The organism is Duganella dendranthematis (assembly GCF_012849375.1).
Lineage (GTDB): Bacteria > Pseudomonadota > Gammaproteobacteria > Burkholderiales > Burkholderiaceae_D > Rugamonas > Rugamonas dendranthematis.
Genome location: NZ_CP051684.1, coordinates 5,387,851 through 5,405,409 on the forward strand (window position 1 = coordinate 5,387,851; position 17,559 = coordinate 5,405,409).

Below are 17,559 nucleotides of genomic sequence, written 5' to 3' on the forward strand. Positions count from 1 at the left end.
GCTGGATCTAACGATCAAGAAATCCTCGTTATTCGAGGATTTTTTTTTACCTGTTCACTTTGCGCCAGTAGTCCTGCTGCGCGTAGCTGTGACGCAAGAAGTCCACAAACGCCCGTATCCGCAACGGTAAATGGCGACGCTGCGCAAACACCGCGTAGATGTCATTGCCCGGCGCAGAATAGTCGTCGAGCACGGTCTGCAACTTGCCGGCCTCGATCGCACTGCCCACTTCCCACATCGACCGCCACGCCAGCCCTTTGCCGGCCAAGGCCCACTCGTGCAGCACCTGTCCGTCGTTGCTGGCCATATTGCCATTCACTTTGAGTACCGTATTCTTGCCGTCTTCGCGGAAGGTCCAGCCGCGCTGGCTGCCTTCGCTGCTGATCGCCAGGCAATTGTGCTTGCTCAGATCAGCCAGCGTTTTCGGCTCGCCATGGCGCTTCAGATAGGACGGCGCGCCGACCACCACCCGTTGATTGTCGGCCAACTTGACGCTGACCAGGTTGGAATCGGGCAGGCTGGCGATGCGGATCGCCACATCGATGCCTTCGCCGACGATATCGACCACGCGGTCGCTCATGTTCAGCGTGACCGTGACGTCGCGGTGCTCGGTCAGGAAGGAGGGCAGCAGCGGCGCCACGTGCTGGCGGCCGAAACCGGCCGGCGCCGAGATCATCAAATGCCCGGTGGCGTGCAAACTGCGCTCGGCCACGGCCGATTCCGCCTCTTCCAATTCGGCCAGGATGCGCTGGCAATCTTCGAGGAAGGCGGCGCCTTCATCGGTCAGCGCCAGCTTGCGCGTGGTGCGTTGCAACAGCTTGACGCCCAGCCGCGCCTCCAATGCATCCAACCGCCGCCCGATCATCGCCGGCGCGATGCCCTCGGCGCGCGCGGCCGCCGATAAACTACCTCTTGCAACCACCTCGACAAAGGTGGAAATCTGCCTGAACTGCCCCATAAAGTCTCGTCTCCGTCACTTTTTACTAAAACGCATAGATGAAGTGATTTTTAGTCTTGTTTGTATAACTAACGAGTGAATATACTTTATAAAAACACCGCAATGCAACAAGCTTATAATGAGATTGATTCGTTAATATTTTTTTACGGAGACTAGCGCATGACCACCATCACTCTGCCAGCAGGCATGGAAATTACCGGCGAAATCAAGCCCGGCTACGAAGCAATCCTGACCCCGGACGCACTGGCGCTGGTGGCCAAACTGAGCCGCGAATTTGAAGTGCGCCGCCAGCAATTGCTGGCAGTACGGGTTGAACGCGCCAAGAAACTGGATGCCGGTGAGCGCCCGGATTTCCTGGCCGAAACCGCCCACATCCGCAGCGGCGACTGGAAAATCGCGCCGATTCCGAAGGCGCTGGAATGCCGCCGCGTGGAAATCACCGGTCCGGTCGAGCGCAAGATGGTGATCAACGCCCTGAACTCGGGCGCCGACAGCTACATGACCGACTTCGAGGATTCCAACACGCCGAACTGGGACAACCAGATCACCGGCCAGATCAATATGAAGGACGCCGTGCGCGGCACCATCGCGCTGGAGCAGAACGGCAAATCCTACAAGCTGAATGACAAGGTCGCGACGCTGGTGGTGCGTCCGCGCGGCTGGCACCTGGATGAAAAACACGTGCTGGTGGATGGCAAGCGCATTTCGGGCGGCATTTTCGATTTCGCGTTGTTCATGTTCCACAATGCCAAGGAGCAGATCGCACGCGGCGCAGGCCCGTTCTTCTACCTGCCGAAAATGGAATCGCACATCGAAGCGCGGCTGTGGAACGACATCTTCGTGTTGACGCAGCAGGAACTGGGCCTGCCACAAGGCACCATCAAGGCGACCGTACTGATCGAAACCATCCTGGCCGCCTTCGAGATGGACGAAATCCTGTACGAACTGCGTGAACACAGCTCTGGCCTGAACGCCGGCCGCTGGGATTACATCTTCTCGTGCATCAAGAAGTTCAAGCTGGACAAGGATTTCTGCCTGGCCGACCGCGCCAAGGTGACCATGACTGCCCCGTTCATGCGCGCCTACGCCTTGCTGCTGTTGAAGACCTGCCACAAGCGTAACGCGCCGGCCATCGGCGGCATGGCGGCGCTGATTCCAATCAAGAACGATCCGGAGAAAAACGACATCGCCATGGGCGGCGTGCGTACCGACAAGGCGCGCGACGCCACCGACGGCTACGACGGCGGCTGGGTGGCGCACCCGGGCCTGGTCGACCTGGCCATGGCCGAATTCACCAAGGTCTTGGGCGACAAGCCGAACCAGATCGAAAAGCAGCGTCCGGATATCGACGTCACCGCCGCGCAACTGCTGGACTTCAAGCCGGAAGCGCCGATTACCGAAGCCGGCCTGCGCTACAACATCAACGTCGGCATCCACTACCTGGGCGCCTGGCTGACCGGTAATGGCTGCGTGCCGATCCATAATCTGATGGAAGATGCGGCCACGGCGGAAATCAGCCGTTCGCAAGTGTGGCAGTGGATCCGGTCCGACAAGGGCGTGCTGGACGACGGCCGCAACGTCACCGCCGACATGGTGCGCGCGATGATTCCGGAGGAACTGGCCAAGGTGCAGGCCGCCGCGCCGGGCGGCGACGGTCCGACCTATCCGCGCGCCGCGCAGATCTTCGAGCAGATGTCGACGTCCGAGGCGTTTGAAGAATTCCTGACGCTGCCGCTGTACGAAGAAATCTAAGCACCACGGCCCGCAAGGGCCGTTTTCTTTAGAAGTCGTTTTTCCACAAACGTAGCGCGGTGAAGGTCGCCAGCGGCGTGTCGATGCGATCGAGACGCCCGGCCTTCACCAGCTGCTCCGCAATCGCCGGCTCGCGATAACGCAGGAACGGGTTGGTCGCCTTTTCCAGCGCGATGGTGCTGGGCACCGTCGGCACATCGTGCTCGCGCTTGTCGGTTTCCACCTTTACCCGTTCCTGCAACGCCATATTCTCCGGCTCCACCACGCGCGCGAAGCGCAGGTTGGACAGCGTGTACTCGTGCGCGCAATACACCAGCGTATCGTCCGGCAACGCGGCCAGCTTGCCCAGGGAGCTGATCATCTGCGCCGGCGTGCCTTCAAAGAGACGGCCGCAACCACCGGCAAACAGCGTGTCGCCGCAGAACAGCCAGGTCGGCGCATCGGCAGATGCCTCGCGCACGTAGGCGATGTGGCCCATGGTGTGGCCAGGCACATCCAGCACAGTCAGTTTGAGCGCCAGGCCCGGCACGTCGAACGTCTTGCCTTCACCCACCGGCAGCGTGACGGTGGCGATGGTCTCGTTGCGCGGACCGAAAACAGGAACCTGATAATGCTGTAATAATTCAGGAACGCCGCCAATGTGGTCAGCATGATGATGGGTGAGTAGAATGGCGGTGAGCTTGAGTCCGTTCGCTTTCAGCGCCGCCAGGATCGGTTTGGCGTCGCCAGGGTCGACTACCGCGGCATGTGTGCCATCATGTATCAACCACAGGTAGTTATCGCGGAATGCTGGAACCGTTAGAACAGTGAGAGCTTGAGTAGAAGATATGGTCATTGGATTGCAAAAGGCTAAGCATGGATAAGGCGGGGTCGGAGAAATCCATTATAGCGCTGGAAGGCTGGCTGCAAACGCCTGCAGGCGTGTACCTGCGTGCGTGGGAACAAAGCTGTCTCGATAATTTAACAGCGGATATCTTCGGCTACAACGCCGTGCAGATCGGCATGCCGCAAATGGACGCGTTGGCGGCTAGCCGCATGCCCTATAAAATCCTCGCCGACCGCAAGGTGCGCAGCGCGGATGAGCCGGCGCGGGCGGTGTCGGTAACGCTGGATTACACCGAGTTGCCGTTCGCCTCCCAAAGCATCGACCTCGTGGTGTTGCCGCACGTACTGGAATTTTCCACCGACCCGCATCAAGTGCTGCGCGAGGTCGAGCGGGTGCTGATTCCGGAAGGGCAGGTGGTCATCTGCGGTTTCAATCCGGCCAGCCTGTGGGGGGCGCGCCATGTGCTGCGGCGCGTCGGCGGCACCTCGTTCCTGCCGCGCACGGAGGAACTGATCTCTATGCCGCGCATGAAAGACTGGTTAAAATTATTGAATATGAGCGCCAGCCAAAGCCACTTCGGCTGCTACGCGCCGGCCTGCCGCACAGAAAAATGGCTCAACCGCTACGCCTTCATGGATAATGCCGGGTCGCGCTGGTGGCCCTACCTGGGCGGCGTCTACATCGTACAAGCCATCAAGCGCGTCAAAGGCATGCGCCTGATCGGCCCGGCCTGGAGCCGGAAAACGGCAAACGCCCCGGTGGCGGTGCCGGTTACAAACAAACAACGGGAACAGCAGGATGGAAGATAAGGTCGAAATTTTTACCGATGGTGCATGCAAGGGCAACCCGGGCCTGGGCGGCTGGGGCGCCTTGCTGGTGGCCGGCAACGCCGAAAAGGAAATCTGCGGCGGCGCGCGCGACACCACCAATAACCGCATGGAGTTGCAGGCGGTGATCGAAGCGCTGACCGTGCTCAAGCGGCCGTGCACGGTAGTGCTGCATACCGATAGCCAGTATGTACAAAAAGGCATTAGCGAATGGATCCACGGCTGGAAGGCGCGCGGCTGGAAAACCGCCAGCAAGGAACCGGTCAAGAACGAAGACCTGTGGAAGGCGCTGGACGCCGCGCAGCAGATGCACAACGTCGAATGGCGCTGGGTGCGCGGCCACAATGGCCATCCGGGCAACGAGCGGGCCGACATGCTGGCCAACCGCGGCGTGGAAGTGGCGCGCGGCCGCTGATATACTGCACGTTGAAATTCATTACGGAACACTATGCGCCAAATCGTCCTCGATACTGAAACGACCGGTATCAACCCCAAGCTCGGCAACCGCATCCTGGAAATTGGCTGCGTTGAGCTGAACAACCGCATGCTGACGGGGAATAATCTCCACTTCTACATCAATCCGGAACGTGACTCGGAAGAGGGGGCGCTGAACGTCCACGGCCTGACCACCGAGTTCCTGCGCGACAAGCCGAAGTTCCATGAGGTAGTCGAGCAGCTGCGCGAGTACATCCAGGGCGCCGAAGTCATCATCCATAACGCGCCGTTCGACCTGGGCTTTCTGAATCACGAATTCAAACTGCTGAACCTGCCGGACTTCTCCAGCCACATCGGCGGCGTGATCGACACGCTGGTGCAGGCCAAAGAACTGCATCCAGGGAAGCGCAACTCGTTGGACGCACTATGCGACCGCTACGGCATCTCCAACTCGCACCGTAAATTGCACGGCGCGCTGCTGGATGCGGAACTGCTGGCCGATGTCTACCTGGCCATGACGCGCGGCCAGAACAGTCTGGGCATGGATGTGGAAGAGGAAGTGGTCAACATCGGCGACATGCTGGAGCCGGTGGCCATGGCCGACATTATCTTTGTGCCGGCCTCGGAAGAGGAACTGGCGGCCCACGCCGACACGCTGGCCGGGCTGGATAAGGCGGTGAAGGGGCAGTGCATCTGGACCGCCTCGCTCAATCCGCCGGTGCCGGCATAAACTGGACTTGCGCTTCGTGCGGGCAAGCTCTATAATGCTCGCACTCAACGGGAGGTTAGCTCAGGGGTAGAGCACTGCATTCACACTGCAGGGGTCGCAAGTTCGAAACTTGCACTTCCCACCAGAATTCCAAGTGATTTCAATCACGACACAGAAAGCCGATCTCTTCAAAGATCGGCTTTTTTGTTGGGTGTGATTTCCTTCATCACAAGCTGTTACATCTTATCCAACACCGTCCTCCGAGCTTCCACCTGAAAGTGGATATATCACTGCGTTGTCTGCACGTTCGCAACGATTGGTATAGATCACTTCTATCTGTACGTTTCATTTTTTTAATTTCTTATGCCTTTAAGCTACAAAATTCCTGAAGTGACTCTGCCTCAGGTAGAGTAACTTGCATGTTCGATGCAAGAAAGTGTGACTTTTGAGTGTGAGGGGACTGCTGTGACAATGTGCGTATTTTCACGTGTCTATTCGGGTGCCTCTACTGCGCCAAGGTTTCACTGATTTTCCCTATGAAAACCTCGCAATGAGGGCATGCCTTTTCCTTCATAAATAGAGTAAAAAATGACGCGGAAAACTCACCAAAAATCACCAATTTCCACACGGAAATTTTTGTTCGAATTGTGAATATTCGATAGATTGTTTCTTTGGGATAAAATTCTTCCCGTAGATCAACACTTCGAAACTTGTTGGCTACCCGATTAACGAAGCCATGCGAATGACATCCACCCCAACGAATTGTGTGAAAATGAAAACTTTTACTAAAGCATTTGCCATCGTTCTGTTTAGCCTGCCACTGCTGGCCAGCGCCACCGGGAAAGTCTCGACCGCTTCCATGCAAGTCAGCTTTGAGGTGAAAGAGTCTTGCAACGTTCAGAGATCGGCTGTAGCCAGCGCTGCTGCCACCAAAACCACCCCGGCCGTCGCCTGCCAGCTGAAAAGCCCGTACGCGATGACCCGCACCCAGGCCGTTGCGGCCAACAGCACCACGACCCAAGCCGCCGCCATCCGCCAGGCAACTGCTGCCGGCGAATGGACCATCACTTTCTAAACTCCCCGTCCCACCATGGTTGGCAGAGACACACCGTCCCCCACCAAAATCTCATTTAATTGCAGGCAGTGCTGCTGGATGCGCGTCACCAGTCTTTGCAGAAATTAGCTGGCCTGCCAGCCGCCGCCGAGGGCTTTGTACAGCGACACCGTGGCCTGTAGCCGTTTGAGCTTCAATATACCCAACTCATTTTGCACATCCGCCAGGCTGCGCTGGGTATCGAGCACGGTCATCAAGTCTTCCGCCCCCGCCTTGTAGCGGATCTCCGACAAATTGAAGGCCACCCGAGCCTGCTCCATTTCGACCATCTTCAAGCGGCGCTGTTCATCGAGACTCTTAATTTCGCCCAGTACCGTATCCACTTCCGCCAAGGCCGACAGCACCGTCGAGCGATAGGCCTGCACCAGTTCCTGTTTTTGTTCGATCGCCAGGTCACGCTCGGTCCGTAGGCGGCCGCCGTCGAAAATCGGCGCCACCAGCGAGGCGCCGACATTGGCGAACAAGTTTTGACCGTTCAGCAGCGACACCAGGGCGCTGCTCTGCGTGCCGGCCGACCCGGTCAGACGGATGCTGGGAAACAATGCCGCGCGCGCCGCGTCGACGTTGGCGCTGGCGGCCGCCAGCATCGCTTCCGAGCGGCGGATATCGGGGCGCCGCGACAGCAATTCCGACGGCATGCCCGGCGTGACCTCCGGCAGGCTGATGGTGTCGAGTCCGCTATCGGGCAGGCTGAAGGTTTGCGGCGGTCGGCCCAGCAGGATCGCCAGGGCGGATTGCGCCTCGCGCTGCTGTTGCAGCAAATCGGGGATGGCAGCGCGTTGGCTGGCCACGGCGGACCGCTGACGCGCCAGATCGACCGAGGTGGCGGCGCCGACGCTGCTCTGGGCCTCGACCAGCGACAATACCCGCTCGGCGTTTTTGGTGTTGTCGCGCGCGACGATGAGGCGGTCGTGCAGCGACAGGACGCGCAGATAGGTCGCTACGATGCCACTTGTCACGGTGAGGGCGACGGTCTGCCGATCATAGACATTGGCCCTGAGCGACGCTTCGGCTGCGGCGGCGCCAGCCTTGTTCTTGCCCCAGAAATCGACTTCGTACGACACCTGCAACACGCCGCTCGACGACACATTGGCATTGCGATGGCCTGCCAGCGGCAGATCCCGGCTGGCGCCGGCTGACAGATCGACCGATGGCAGCAGTGAAACGCCGGCAATGCGGGCCTGGGACTCGGCCTGACGCACCCGTGACAGTGCGGCGGCCAGTTCCAGGTTGCTGGCTTGCCCGTCCTGCACTAGCTGGCTCAGCTCGGCGCTGCCAAAGTGTTGCCACCACTGGGCGTCGGGCCATTCCTGACCCGCTGGTTTTGCTGCCTGCGACCAGCCGGCCGGCAAGTCCATTGTTGGCACCGGTTGCTCCACCGGAATCGTGTGCGCGCAGCCTGCCAGCAGTGCGCCGGCGAGGCATAACGCCGGCAGGGAGCGTCGTTTCATGGCGTTCCCGTCGTCGTGTTCGCTGCTTTGATGATCGGCGCTGCCAGCTTGGCGCGCAATGCGACCGCCGGCACGGGGCCGGCCAGCACTTGTTCGCCGGCCTCCAGGCCAGACAGCACCTGTGCCTGCTGCTGCGTGCGGACGCCGATTTTCAGCGTGCGCGGCACCACCTGCCGGTTGGCGGTCACGACGTGGACTTCATACGTGCCGTCCGCATTGCGCTTGCCCAGCAAGGCGACCGGCAGCAGAACCGCATCCTTGGCCTGCACAACGATGAACTGCACCTGGGCCGTCATCCCGCTCATCAGCGCCTGTTCCGGATTGTCGACCTCGAACAGGACATTATAAAACGTCTGCTTGCCTTGCTCACCGGTGCCCTCGGCCGGCACCGGAATTACCTGGCGCAGCTTGCCGGACCAGGTGCGGTCGGGATAGCCGGGCGTCTTGAAATTGGCCGTCATGCCGCGCCGCAGGCGCGTCACGTCGACTTCCGCCACGCGCGCCTGCACCGTCATTTGCGACAGATCGGCAATGCGCATCAATGGCCCGCCGGCCTGGCCGATGCTGACCGTTTGGCCGGCATGCGCATTCAGCGCCACCACAGTGCCGGTGATCGGCGCCAGCACTTGCGTATGCTGCCGGCTTTCTTCGTCGGATTTGAGCGTCGCCTGGAGCAGCTGAATCTGCGCGTTGATGGCGTCCATGCGGGCGCGGGCGGACGACAGCGTCATCCGGCTCGACTCATAGCTTTCTTCGCGGGTGGCATTTTGCGCCTTAAGCTGGGTCTGGCGCTTGAACTGCAACTCGGCGAAATCGGTCTGGGCCTGCTGGTCCGCCAGTTCGGCCTGCAAGCGCGCCATTTGCGCGCGGTTGCTCTCGACCTGATTGGCCTTGACCGCCGGCGACATCTCCATCACCAGCTTGCCTTCCTGTACTGCATCGCCGATGGACACCGGCACGTCCTTGATCTGACCCGCGACCTGGACATTGACGTCCGCAAATCGATGAAATTGCAATTTTCCGATGGCCTCGACCGTTTGCTGCAGATCGCCGCGCTGCACCGTGACCGTGTCCAGCTTGACCTCGGCGGCCGGCTGCGGCGCCTCCGCCGGCTTCGGTGCTTGCGCCCCTGTTACTCCGGAATGCAACAATAGCGCCAGCGAGGCCGCCGCCAGTCCCGTGCGGCGACGGTTCCATAACGCGCAGGTATCAATATCGTTCATCAGTTTTACGTCGTTAAAAGCAGCGGGTATTCTAGCGCATCCGCGCCGCCCGGTGCCTTGCGTTGACAGTGCCGACCTTGAAAGCCATAATGCTGCCGCAGATTATTACTGATCTGCAAAGTATATTTAAATAAGGAAAATCATGAGTCTGCCGCAATACATCACGATCAATGGCACTTCGTATGCTTCGGAAAACCTGAGCGACGCCGCAAAAATGCAGGCGCAGAACGTACAGGTGGTGGATGCGGAACTGGCGCGCTTGCAGCAGCAGGTCGCGATTGCCCAGACCGCCCGCAACGCTTACATTGCTGCGCTGATCGAATCGGTCAAGGGCAAAGGCCAGGCGGACGTGGCCGAGACGCCAAAGAAACCCCGCGCCCCGCGCAAGCCTAAGGCTGCTGCGGCTGCCTGATTGAGTCCGGGTCGGCGCGATCGCCGGCCAGTATCTCCACATCCTTGAACGCCTCGGCGTCGCCGGCGATCATTTCTTCCAGCTCCAGCCGGCCCTTGCGGGCCAGCGACGCCATTTTTTCCTGGTCCTGCTGATGCGGATAGACTTCCATCAGCGTTTTCAGGTTGTGCGTGCGGAAGATATTGGTGGCGTGCGCGGCGCGTTCAGCGCTCACGCCCAGCTGTTGTAGCACCTTGCCGCCCAGTTGTAGCGCCGCCTCGAAGGTTTCCCGTTCAATCAGCGTCACGCCACGATCCAGCAGGTCGTAGTAGTGGCTGACGTTGCGCGCGCGCGCCAGGATGGTCAACTCGGGATAGCGCTCGCGCACCGCGTCGACCAGCGCCAGGCTATCGGCGACGTCGTCGATGGCGATCACCAGCGCGGTCGCCTTGCCGATGCCGGCCGCTTCCAGCAAATCGACGCGGGTGGCGTCGCCATAAAACACTTCATAGCCGAATTTGCGCAGCAATTCGATCTGATCCGGGTCGTGGTCGAGCACGGTCACGCCGATGCGGTTGGCGGCCAGCAGGCGGCCGATGATCTGGCCGAAGCGGCCGAAGCCGGCGATGATTACCGGATTCTCGACCTCGATGGTATCGGCCTGGCGCTGCTTTTTGGCGGCGCGCAGGTGCGGCGCGACCAGGCGGTCGTGCAGTAACAGCAGCAGCGGCGTGGCCACCATGGACAAGGTCACCACCATCACCAGCATGGCCGAAGTTTCCGGCGCCAGCACCTTGGTGTCGGCGGCGGTGCCGAACACCACAAACGCAAATTCACCGCCTTGCGACATCAGCAGCGCAAAAAACAGGCGCTGGCTGCGCGGAATCTCGAACCAGTAGGCCATACCGTAGAGCAGGGCGCCCTTGACCAGCAACAGGCCGCAGGTCAGGCCGATGATCAGCAGCGGCTGGGCAAGCAGAATGCCGAAGTCGGCCGACATGCCGACCGCCATGAAGAACAGCCCGAGCAGCAGTCCTTTGAACGGCTCCAGGTCGCTCACCAGCTGGTGACGGTATTCCGAGTCGGCCAGCAGCACGCCGGCGGCGAAGGTGCCCAGCGCCAGCGATAAGCCGACCCATTCCATCAGCAGGCAGATGCCAATGATCAGCAGCAGCGCGAAGCCGGTGAACAATTCGCGCAGGCCGGTGCGCGCCAGGTAGCGCATGATGGGATTAACCAGGCAGCGCCCGAAAGCAATCAGCGTCAGGAACACCGCCACCAGTTTGATGACGCGCAGCCAGCCACCGCTGCCGTGTTCGGCGGCCACGCCGGCCAGCAGGGGCACCAGCGCGATCATCGGGATCGCGGCGATGTCCTGCAGCAGCAAAATCGAGAAGCTGGCCGAGCCGGCAGGGCTGGACAACAGCTTGCGCTCGCCGAGCGTGGCGAGGACGATGGCGGTCGACGATAGCGACAGGCCGAGGCCGGCGACCAGCGCGACTTTCCAGTCCACGCCAAACGCGACGCCAATGCCGGCGAGCGTCGCGCTGACGATCAGCACCTGCGCGCCGCCCCAGCCGAAAATCGGCCGCCGCAATTCCCATAGCTTTTTCGGTTCCAGCTCCAGACCGATCAGGAACAGCATCAGCACCACGCCGAATTCCGAAATGCTCAGTACATCTTCCACGTTGCCGATCAGCTTCAGCCCCCAGGGGCCGATCAGGGCGCCGGCGATCAGGTAACCAAGTACCGCACCCATGCCGACGCGCTTGGCGAGCGGCACCAGCACCACGGCGGCGATCAGATAAAACGTTGCGTGCAGCAGAAAACCATGTTCTTCCATAGAGATTCCGGAGGGGCGCCGGCGGCGCGGATTGACGATTGGCCAATTGTAGCCGACCGTCACACCCCTGGCCTCTCTCTTACAGACCCATGATCTGTTGGCCCATAGAAATTCCGGAGTCGGTCATGCGGTACCCGGCGTCCCGTTGCTGCTGTTGCCACTCCTGCAAGCCGGCGTCGATGCCGGCCTGATGGTTACGCAAGGCCAGCGCCAGGGCCAGGGCATTGGCGGCCGCCTTGGCCGAGCCGCCGGCCGTATGCGGACGCGGAATGAAGGCGGCGTCGCCTAGCAGGATGGCGCGGCCAAACACCATTTGGTCCATCTGCAAGTCCTGGATGGTTTGCATGAAGATGTCGTCGGTGGCTGCCATCAGTTCCTGGAATGCCGGCGCCAGCATGGCGTGGCCGTCGGCCCGCAAGGCGTCGGTGTATTCCTTCCTGGCGGTGCCGGGCGGCAGGGAGAAGCCGTGCTGGTGTCCGTTGCGGTCGATCAGCACGTTTTTCAGCGTCGCTGCATCGATCTTGCGGTACCACGCCCAGTTCCAGCGCCGCTCGCCCGGTTTGACCGAGCCGTCCTCGCCGGGCACCATGTATTCCAGCAGCATGTGGCCGGGGCCTTGCTGGAACGCGAAGGTCCCTTCCAGCAGGCGGCGCGCGCGTTCCGCAACCCGCAGTTCCGGCGCCAGCCCGCGCCAGGCCACGTAGCCGGCATAGGTCGGCGCGCTGTCGGCGCGGACCAGTTCGCGCAGGGTGGAGTGTGGGCCGTCGGCGCCGACCAGCAAATCGCCCTCGGCGCTGCGGCCGCTGGCGAAGAAGGCGCGCACCTTGCCCTTGCTGCCCGGCTCGTAGCCGACAAACTCTTCGCCGGTGTGGATCTGCTCGGGGGGATGGTGTCTTTCATCAGCGTGTACAGCATGCCCCACGAGGTTTGCGTCTGCGGCATGAAGTTGCGGTAGACCACCTCGTCATGCTCATTGAGATAAATCCGGTCGGCGGAGGGCACGCCGATGTTGTCGGGAATGCGGATGCCGGCGAAGCGCAGCGCTGCCAATACGTCAGGCTGCAGCACCAGGCCGCCACCCCGGCTGTCGAGTTCGTGAGGCGAGCGCTCGAAAATTTCAAAGGTCCAGCCGATGGCCCGCAGCGTGATGGCGGTGAACAGGCCGCCGAGGGAGCCGCCGATGATGATCGCGTGGCGCGGCGGGGCAGGGCGTTGGGTATCATTCATGATGGTTTAGCTTTACGAGAATCGCGGCCATCGATTCCGCCGACTGCGCGCCGACGATGCGGTGATTGCCGATCAGCAGGCTGGGCACGCTGTTGAGGTGCGCCGCGTGGGCCTGCTCCAGTGCCGCGTCCAGCAAGGTATCGGCGGTGTCGCTGTGCAGATAGGCCAGCGCCGCCTGCGTATCCAGGCCCTGCGCGGCGGCCAGGTCGGCCAGCACCGCCGGGTCGCCGATGTTGTGGCCGTGCGAGAAGTAGGCCACGAACAGCGCCTCGAACAAGCGTTCGCTCTTGTCGCTGTCACCCTGCAGTTGCGCGTAGGCGATCAGCTTGTGCGCCAGCCGGGTATTGGGCGTGTGCGTAATGCGGTCGTAGTGGAAGTCCAGGCCGATCTGCTTGCCGGCCTGCGTAACATCCTCGTCCATGCTCTGCGAGCGTGCCCAGTTGCCGAACTTGGCGGTGCGGTAGGCCTGGCGGTTCAGGCCTTCCGGCGGCATGCCGGGATTGAGTTCAAACGGCAGAAAGCGCTGCTGCACGTGCGGCTGGCCGGCCAGCGCCAGCGCCGCCTTCAGGTTGGTGTGGCCGATCCAGCACCATGGGCAGATGAAGTCCGACGTGATGTCGATAGTAGTAGTCATGATTGCTCCTTTAATGCATGCCGGCCGCGCGCATCAGCCAATGCAGCAGCGTGGCGACCACGCCCAGCGCCGCCACGCTGAGGGTCCAGATCAGCGCCAGCCATCCCAGCCGGCCCATCCACAGGCGCGCCGCCATCAGTGATAACCCTCGCCAAGCTTGACCTTGCCGCGGAAGACGTAATACGAGAAGCATGAGTAGCCGAGGATGATGGGCAGGATCACCAGCGTGCCGAACAGCGTGAAGCCCTGACTGGCCGGCGGCGAGGCGGCGGCCCAGATCGAGATGGTCGGCGGCACGATATTCGGCCAGATGCTGATCGCCAGCCCGGTGTAGCCGAGGAAGATCAGGCCCAGCGACGCCAGGAACGGCCCGTGCAGCGGCGCGTCGCCCGCCAGCGAGCGCAGCAGCAACACCACGCCGACCACCACCAGCACCGGCACCGGCGCAAACCACAGCATGCCCGGCATGGTGAACCAGCGCGCCGCCACGTCGGGATCGGCCAGCGGGGTCCAGATGCTGACCGCGATGATGGCCACCACCAGCAGTAGCGCCAACGGCCGCGCCGTGGTCAGCATGCGTTTTTGCAGCGCGCCTTCGGTGCGCAAGATTAACCAGGTGCAGCCCAGCAGCGTATAGGCCACCATCACACCCAGGCCGCACATGATGGGGAAAGGTTGCAGCCAGTCCAGCGCGCCGCCGGCGTATTGCGGCCCGGCCGGGGTGCTGACCACGGCAATGCCGTGCACATAGACGCCCAGTGACACGCCCTGGAAGAACGCCGCCGTCAGCGAGCCGCCGATGAAGGCCTTGTCCCAGATGTGGCGCTCATGGTCCAGCGCCTTGAAGCGGAATTCAAAGGCGATGCCACGGAAGATCAGCCCCAGCAACATGAAGATCAGCGGCAGGTACAACGCGCTCAGCACGATGGCATAGGCGCGCGGGAAGGCGGCGAACAGCGCGGCGCCGCCCAGCACCAGCCAGGTCTCGTTGCCGTCCCACACCGGCGCCACGGTATTCATCATCACATCGCGCTCGTGGCGGTCCGGCACGAAGGGGTAAAGCATGCCGATGCCCAGGTCAAAGCCATCCATCACCACGTACATGAAGACGCCGATGAAAATGATGACCGCCCAAATGCTGGAAAGATCGATGCCCATTATTGTGCACTCCCATTGGTGGAAATCTGGTCCGGCACGGCCGACAGCGGCCGGCTCGGCGTGTGGGCCTGGCCGGGACCGCCGGTAGCGGCATGCGCGGCGTCGTAGCGCGCCGGGCCGCTGCGCATCAGACGGAAGATGTAGGTAATCGCCACGCCGAACACAAACGCATACACCACGATGAACAGGCCGAGCGACAGCGCCAGCGTGCCCACCGCATGGGCGGAGACCGCATCCTTGGTGCGCAGCAGGCCGTACACCACCCACGGCTGGCGGCCGATTTCAGTGGTGTACCAGCCGGCCAGAATGGCGATCAGGCCGGCCGGTCCCATCACCGTGGTTGCGCGTAGCAGCCACGGCGATGAATACATGGCATGGCGATGGCGCTGCCATGCGGCCCACAATGCCAGCCCAATCATCGCCATGCCCAGCCCCACCATCGCACGAAAGGTGAAGAAGATGATGGTGGCGTCAGGCCTATCTTCCTTGGGGAAGTCCTTCAGGCCTTTGATCTGGCCGCCCCAGGTATGGGTCAGGATCCAGCTGCCCATGCGCGGAATGGCGATCTGGAAGTGGTTGGTTTCGTTTTCCATGTCGGGAATGGCGAACACGATCAGCGGCAGCGGCTCGTCGCCCTGGTTTTGCCAGTGGCCTTCCACGCCGGCGATCTTGGCCGGCTGGTGTTCCAGCGTGTTGATGCCGTGGGCGTCGCCCAGCAGCGCTTGCAGCGGCGCGGTCACCAGCAGCATCCACATCGCCATCGAGAACATGGTGCGCACCGCCGGTATATCGTTCTTGCGCAGCAGGTGCCAGGCGCCGACGGCGGCCACCACCATTGCGGTCGCGAGGAAGGCGCCCACGCTCATGTGCAGCAGGCGGAACGGGAACGATGGGTTGAAGATCACTTCCAGCCAGTCGGCCGGCACCAGCACGCCGTTTTCGATGGCGTAGCCCCGCGGTGTCTGCATGAAGCTGTTGGAGGCGAGGATCCAGGTGGTGGAAATCAGCGTGCCGATCGCCACCATGACGCTGGCGAAGCAGTGCAGGGCGGGGCCGACGCGGTTCCAGCCGAACAGCATCACGCCGAGGAAACCGGCTTCGAGGAAGAACGCGGTCAGCACTTCATCGGTCAGCAGCGGTCCGGTGATGCCGCCGGCGAACTGCGAGAAAAAGTTCCAGTTGGTGCCGAACTGGTACGCCAGCACGATGCCGGACACCACGCCGATGCCGAAGTTGACGGCGAAGATTTTCAGCCAGAAATGGTATAAATCGCTGTACACCTCGCGCTTGGTGCGTAGCCAGCACAGTTCCAGCACCGCCAGGTAGCTGGCCAGACCGATCGACAGGGCCGGAAAAATGATGTGGAAGGAGACCGTGAAGCCGAACTGTATGCGGGCCAAGTCCAGGGCCGTAAAACCTGACATAAGTATTCTCCCAATGCGCCGTGCCGGCATGAGCGGCGACGTCGCCGTTGATGGATGTCGGGCGGCGGGCGTCTGTTACGCCCTGCCGCACGATCAACTGCCATCATAGAGACGGATGCTGCGTTGCGATATTCGCATAGGGGAGGCGCGGTGCTATGTCCTTTGGCGAGTCCGGCGCTCCCCAGGCTCAGGGGGCGCGACCCGCTGCGGCAGACATAGGCCATTCGGTGGTGGAGTCCATCGCCTGACCGGGCTAGACTACAGCCCGGTCAGACAATCAAGGTTCGCAGAAGCATGCAGTCTACGCAATCATCGCGGTCAGCGTCGGCGTCATGAGCGCGTTTCTGCGCTGCGCGGCGGATCTTTCCACATCGGTACTACAAGGAGCAACAAGCATGGCCCATCCAAAACTCTTTACGCCGCTGCAGATTCGCGGTCTCACGCTGGAAAACCGCATCGTTATCGCGCCGATGTGCCAATACTCGGCGGTCGATGGTTGCATGAACGACTGGCACCAGATGCACCTCGGCCAGCTGGCGCAATCGGGCGCCGCGCTGCTGACCATCGAAGCGACGGCGGTGCTGGCGGAAGGCCGCATCAGCGACGGCGACGTTGGCCTGTATGACGACGCCACCACGTTTGCCATGGGCAGTGTGATCGAATCGGTGCGGCGCTGGTCGAACATGCCGGTTGGCGTGCAGTTGAGCCATGCCGGGCGGAAGGCCTCGGTGCGCGCGCCGTGGCTGGGTGGCTTGCAGGTGCCACCGGGCCACCCGGGCGGCTGGCAGACGATGGCGCCGTCCGCCGTGGCATGGCGTGGCGACTATGTGCCGCCGGTCGCGCTGGATAAGCACGGTCTGCGGGAAGTGCGCGAAGCCTTTGTGGCCGCCGCGCGCCGGGCCGCCGATATCGGCATCGACCTGATCCAGCTGCACGGCGCGCATGGCTATTTGCTGCACCAGTTCCTGTCGCCGCTGTCCAACCACCGCACGGATGAATACGGCGGCTCGCTGGAGAACCGCGTGCGCTTCCCGCTGGAAGTGTTTGAGGCGGTGCGCGAGGTGTTTCCGGCCGAGCGTCCGGTCAGCATGCGCATTTCCGGCACCGACTGGGTGGAAGGCGGCTTCGACATCGAGCAGGCGCAGGTGTTTTCGCAGTTGCTGGAAGCGCGTGGCGTCGATGCGATCCACGTGTCCAGTGGTGGCCTGCATCCAAGCCAACAGATTCCGGTCGGGCCGAGCTACCAGGTGCCGCTGGCGCGCGCGGTGCGCAGCGTGGTGAATGTGCCGGTGGTGGCGGTCGGCCTGATTACCGAGCCGGCCCAGGCCGAAGCGATCATCGCCACCGGCGACGCCGACTTGATCGCCCTGGCCCGCACCGTGCTGTACGACCCGCGCTGGCCGTGGCATGCGGCCGCCGAGTTGGGCGGCCATGTGCGGGCGGCGAATCAGTACCAGCGTTGCCAGCCCGAGCAGTATCCACACCTGTTCCGCAGCTAATTGCAGCCCTCGTCGCGGGCCACCGCATCCGCATCGCCGGCCGACAGGCCGGTCGCGCAGAAGTTTCATGTGTGTTCCAATAAACGTT

General features: G+C 62.1%; 17 protein-coding genes and 1 tRNA gene. 8 read left to right on the top strand and 10 right to left on the bottom strand.

The features are described 5' to 3' along the window. Positions 1-46: 46 nt before the first annotated feature. Entirely contained in the window at positions 47-958 is a 912-nt protein-coding gene (locus HH213_RS24715; protein ID WP_169114012.1) for a LysR family transcriptional regulator, read from the bottom strand. A gap of 159 nt (positions 959-1,117) precedes the next feature. On the opposite strand from HH213_RS24715, the gene aceB reads away from it, so the two are divergent. Next, positions 1,118-2,710: a malate synthase A gene (aceB, locus tag HH213_RS24720; protein ID WP_169114013.1), complete on the top strand. Its 1,593-nt coding sequence runs from the start codon at positions 1,118-1,120 to the stop codon at positions 2,708-2,710. Between the two features lie 28 nt (positions 2,711-2,738). Here the strand turns inward: aceB and gloB are convergent, their stop codons facing one another. Then, a complete protein-coding gene (gene gloB / locus HH213_RS24725) occupies positions 2,739-3,545 on the bottom strand; it encodes a hydroxyacylglutathione hydrolase (RefSeq protein WP_169114014.1) in 807 nt (268 codons plus the stop codon). A gap of 20 nt (positions 3,546-3,565) precedes the next feature. Between gloB and HH213_RS24730 the strand changes: the two genes are divergently transcribed. From HH213_RS24730 to HH213_RS24750, 5 genes are all read left to right on the top strand, one after another. After that, positions 3,566-4,345, top strand: a complete 780-nt coding sequence (locus HH213_RS24730; protein WP_110847733.1) for a class I SAM-dependent methyltransferase — start codon at positions 3,566-3,568, stop codon at positions 4,343-4,345. Next, complete coding sequence (gene rnhA, locus HH213_RS24735; RefSeq protein WP_161045375.1) at positions 4,335-4,778, top strand: ribonuclease HI; 444 nt, start codon at positions 4,335-4,337, stop codon at positions 4,776-4,778. The genes HH213_RS24730 and rnhA overlap by 11 nt, the downstream gene beginning before the upstream one ends. A 33-nt stretch (positions 4,779-4,811) precedes the next feature. After that, complete coding sequence (gene dnaQ, locus HH213_RS24740) at positions 4,812-5,528, top strand: DNA polymerase III subunit epsilon (RefSeq protein WP_110847735.1); 717 nt, start codon at positions 4,812-4,814, stop codon at positions 5,526-5,528. 49 nt (positions 5,529-5,577) lie between these two features. Next, positions 5,578-5,652: transfer RNA gene (locus tag HH213_RS24745), tRNA-Val, on the top strand. A gap of 597 nt (positions 5,653-6,249) precedes the next feature. Further along, positions 6,250-6,582, top strand: coding sequence for a hypothetical protein (locus HH213_RS24750; protein ID WP_169114015.1), 333 nt, complete (start codon positions 6,250-6,252; stop codon positions 6,580-6,582). A gap of 104 nt (positions 6,583-6,686) precedes the next feature. Here the strand turns inward: HH213_RS24750 and HH213_RS24755 are convergent, their stop codons facing one another. Both HH213_RS24755 and HH213_RS24760 read right to left on the bottom strand, forming a co-directional pair. Continuing rightward, positions 6,687-8,072, bottom strand: a complete 1,386-nt coding sequence (locus HH213_RS24755) for an efflux transporter outer membrane subunit (RefSeq protein WP_169114016.1) — start codon at positions 8,070-8,072, stop codon at positions 6,687-6,689. Then, positions 8,069-9,295 carry an efflux RND transporter periplasmic adaptor subunit gene (locus HH213_RS24760; RefSeq protein WP_169114017.1) on the bottom strand — a complete coding sequence of 409 codons (1,227 nt, stop codon included), beginning with the start codon at positions 9,293-9,295 and terminating at the stop codon, positions 8,069-8,071. Before HH213_RS24760 ends, HH213_RS24755 begins: the two co-directional genes overlap by 4 nt. A gap of 142 nt (positions 9,296-9,437) precedes the next feature. Between HH213_RS24760 and HH213_RS24765 the strand changes: the two genes are divergently transcribed. Continuing rightward, positions 9,438-9,707 (top strand): DUF6447 family protein, encoded by a 270-nt coding sequence (locus HH213_RS24765; protein WP_110847739.1) that lies wholly within the window; start codon positions 9,438-9,440, stop codon positions 9,705-9,707. Here HH213_RS24765 and kefC read toward each other — a convergent pair. The 6 genes from kefC to HH213_RS24795 form a co-directional block, all read right to left on the bottom strand. Further along, the gene (gene kefC / locus HH213_RS24770) at positions 9,685-11,529 is read right to left on the bottom strand and encodes a glutathione-regulated potassium-efflux system protein KefC (protein ID WP_169114018.1); all 1,845 of its coding nucleotides are present in this window, start codon (positions 11,527-11,529) and stop codon (positions 9,685-9,687) included. The genes HH213_RS24765 and kefC overlap by 23 nt on opposite strands. 79 nt (positions 11,530-11,608) lie before the next feature. After that, positions 11,609-12,451: an FAD binding domain-containing protein gene (locus HH213_RS24775; RefSeq protein WP_308494511.1), complete on the bottom strand. Its 843-nt coding sequence runs from the start codon at positions 12,449-12,451 to the stop codon at positions 11,609-11,611. A gap of 297 nt (positions 12,452-12,748) precedes the next feature. Beyond that, positions 12,749-13,390, bottom strand: a complete 642-nt coding sequence (locus HH213_RS24780) for a DsbA family oxidoreductase (protein WP_169114019.1) — start codon at positions 13,388-13,390, stop codon at positions 12,749-12,751. 10 nt (positions 13,391-13,400) lie between these two features. Further along, positions 13,401-13,526, bottom strand: a complete 126-nt coding sequence (locus HH213_RS24785) for a DUF2474 domain-containing protein (protein WP_169114020.1) — start codon at positions 13,524-13,526, stop codon at positions 13,401-13,403. Then, entirely contained in the window at positions 13,526-14,548 is a 1,023-nt protein-coding gene (cydB, locus tag HH213_RS24790) for a cytochrome d ubiquinol oxidase subunit II (protein ID WP_169114021.1), read from the bottom strand. Before cydB ends, HH213_RS24785 begins: the two co-directional genes overlap by 1 nt. Then, positions 14,548-15,972: a cytochrome ubiquinol oxidase subunit I gene (locus tag HH213_RS24795; RefSeq protein WP_169114022.1), complete on the bottom strand. Its 1,425-nt coding sequence runs from the start codon at positions 15,970-15,972 to the stop codon at positions 14,548-14,550. The genes cydB and HH213_RS24795 overlap by 1 nt, the downstream gene beginning before the upstream one ends. Positions 15,973-16,367: 395 nt before the next feature. Here HH213_RS24795 and HH213_RS24800 point away from each other — a divergent pair, with 395 nt between their 5' ends. After that, the gene (locus HH213_RS24800) at positions 16,368-17,471 is read left to right on the top strand and encodes an NADH:flavin oxidoreductase/NADH oxidase (RefSeq protein WP_169114023.1); all 1,104 of its coding nucleotides are present in this window, start codon (positions 16,368-16,370) and stop codon (positions 17,469-17,471) included. Positions 17,472-17,559 lie beyond the last annotated feature (88 nt).

Excerpts from the sequence above, each read along its gene's own strand:
- HH213_RS24750 (WP_169114015.1), top strand. The coding sequence starts at position 6,250 with ATGACATCCACCCCAACGAATTGTGTGAAAATGAAAACTTTTACTAAA.
- HH213_RS24730 (WP_110847733.1), top strand. The coding sequence starts at position 3,566 with ATGGATAAGGCGGGGTCGGAGAAATCCATTATAGCGCTGGAAGGCTGG.
- HH213_RS24795 (WP_169114022.1), bottom strand. The coding sequence starts at position 15,972 with ATGTCAGGTTTTACGGCCCTGGACTTGGCCCGCATACAGTTCGGCTTC.
- rnhA (WP_161045375.1), top strand. The coding sequence starts at position 4,335 with ATGGAAGATAAGGTCGAAATTTTTACCGATGGTGCATGCAAGGGCAAC.
- HH213_RS24760 (WP_169114017.1), bottom strand. The coding sequence starts at position 9,295 with ATGAACGATATTGATACCTGCGCGTTATGGAACCGTCGCCGCACGGGA.
- aceB (WP_169114013.1), top strand. The coding sequence starts at position 1,118 with ATGACCACCATCACTCTGCCAGCAGGCATGGAAATTACCGGCGAAATC.
- cydB (WP_169114021.1), bottom strand. The coding sequence starts at position 14,548 with ATGGGCATCGATCTTTCCAGCATTTGGGCGGTCATCATTTTCATCGGC.
- gloB (WP_169114014.1), bottom strand. The coding sequence starts at position 3,545 with ATGACCATATCTTCTACTCAAGCTCTCACTGTTCTAACGGTTCCAGCA.
- HH213_RS24800 (WP_169114023.1), top strand. The coding sequence starts at position 16,368 with ATGGCCCATCCAAAACTCTTTACGCCGCTGCAGATTCGCGGTCTCACG.
- HH213_RS24715 (WP_169114012.1), bottom strand. The coding sequence starts at position 958 with ATGGGGCAGTTCAGGCAGATTTCCACCTTTGTCGAGGTGGTTGCAAGA.
- HH213_RS24765 (WP_110847739.1), top strand. The coding sequence starts at position 9,438 with ATGAGTCTGCCGCAATACATCACGATCAATGGCACTTCGTATGCTTCG.
- HH213_RS24755 (WP_169114016.1), bottom strand. The coding sequence starts at position 8,072 with ATGAAACGACGCTCCCTGCCGGCGTTATGCCTCGCCGGCGCACTGCTG.
- dnaQ (WP_110847735.1), top strand. The coding sequence starts at position 4,812 with ATGCGCCAAATCGTCCTCGATACTGAAACGACCGGTATCAACCCCAAG.
- HH213_RS24785 (WP_169114020.1), bottom strand. The coding sequence starts at position 13,526 with ATGGCGGCGCGCCTGTGGATGGGCCGGCTGGGATGGCTGGCGCTGATC.
- HH213_RS24780 (WP_169114019.1), bottom strand. The coding sequence starts at position 13,390 with ATGACTACTACTATCGACATCACGTCGGACTTCATCTGCCCATGGTGC.
- kefC (WP_169114018.1), bottom strand. The coding sequence starts at position 11,529 with ATGGAAGAACATGGTTTTCTGCTGCACGCAACGTTTTATCTGATCGCC.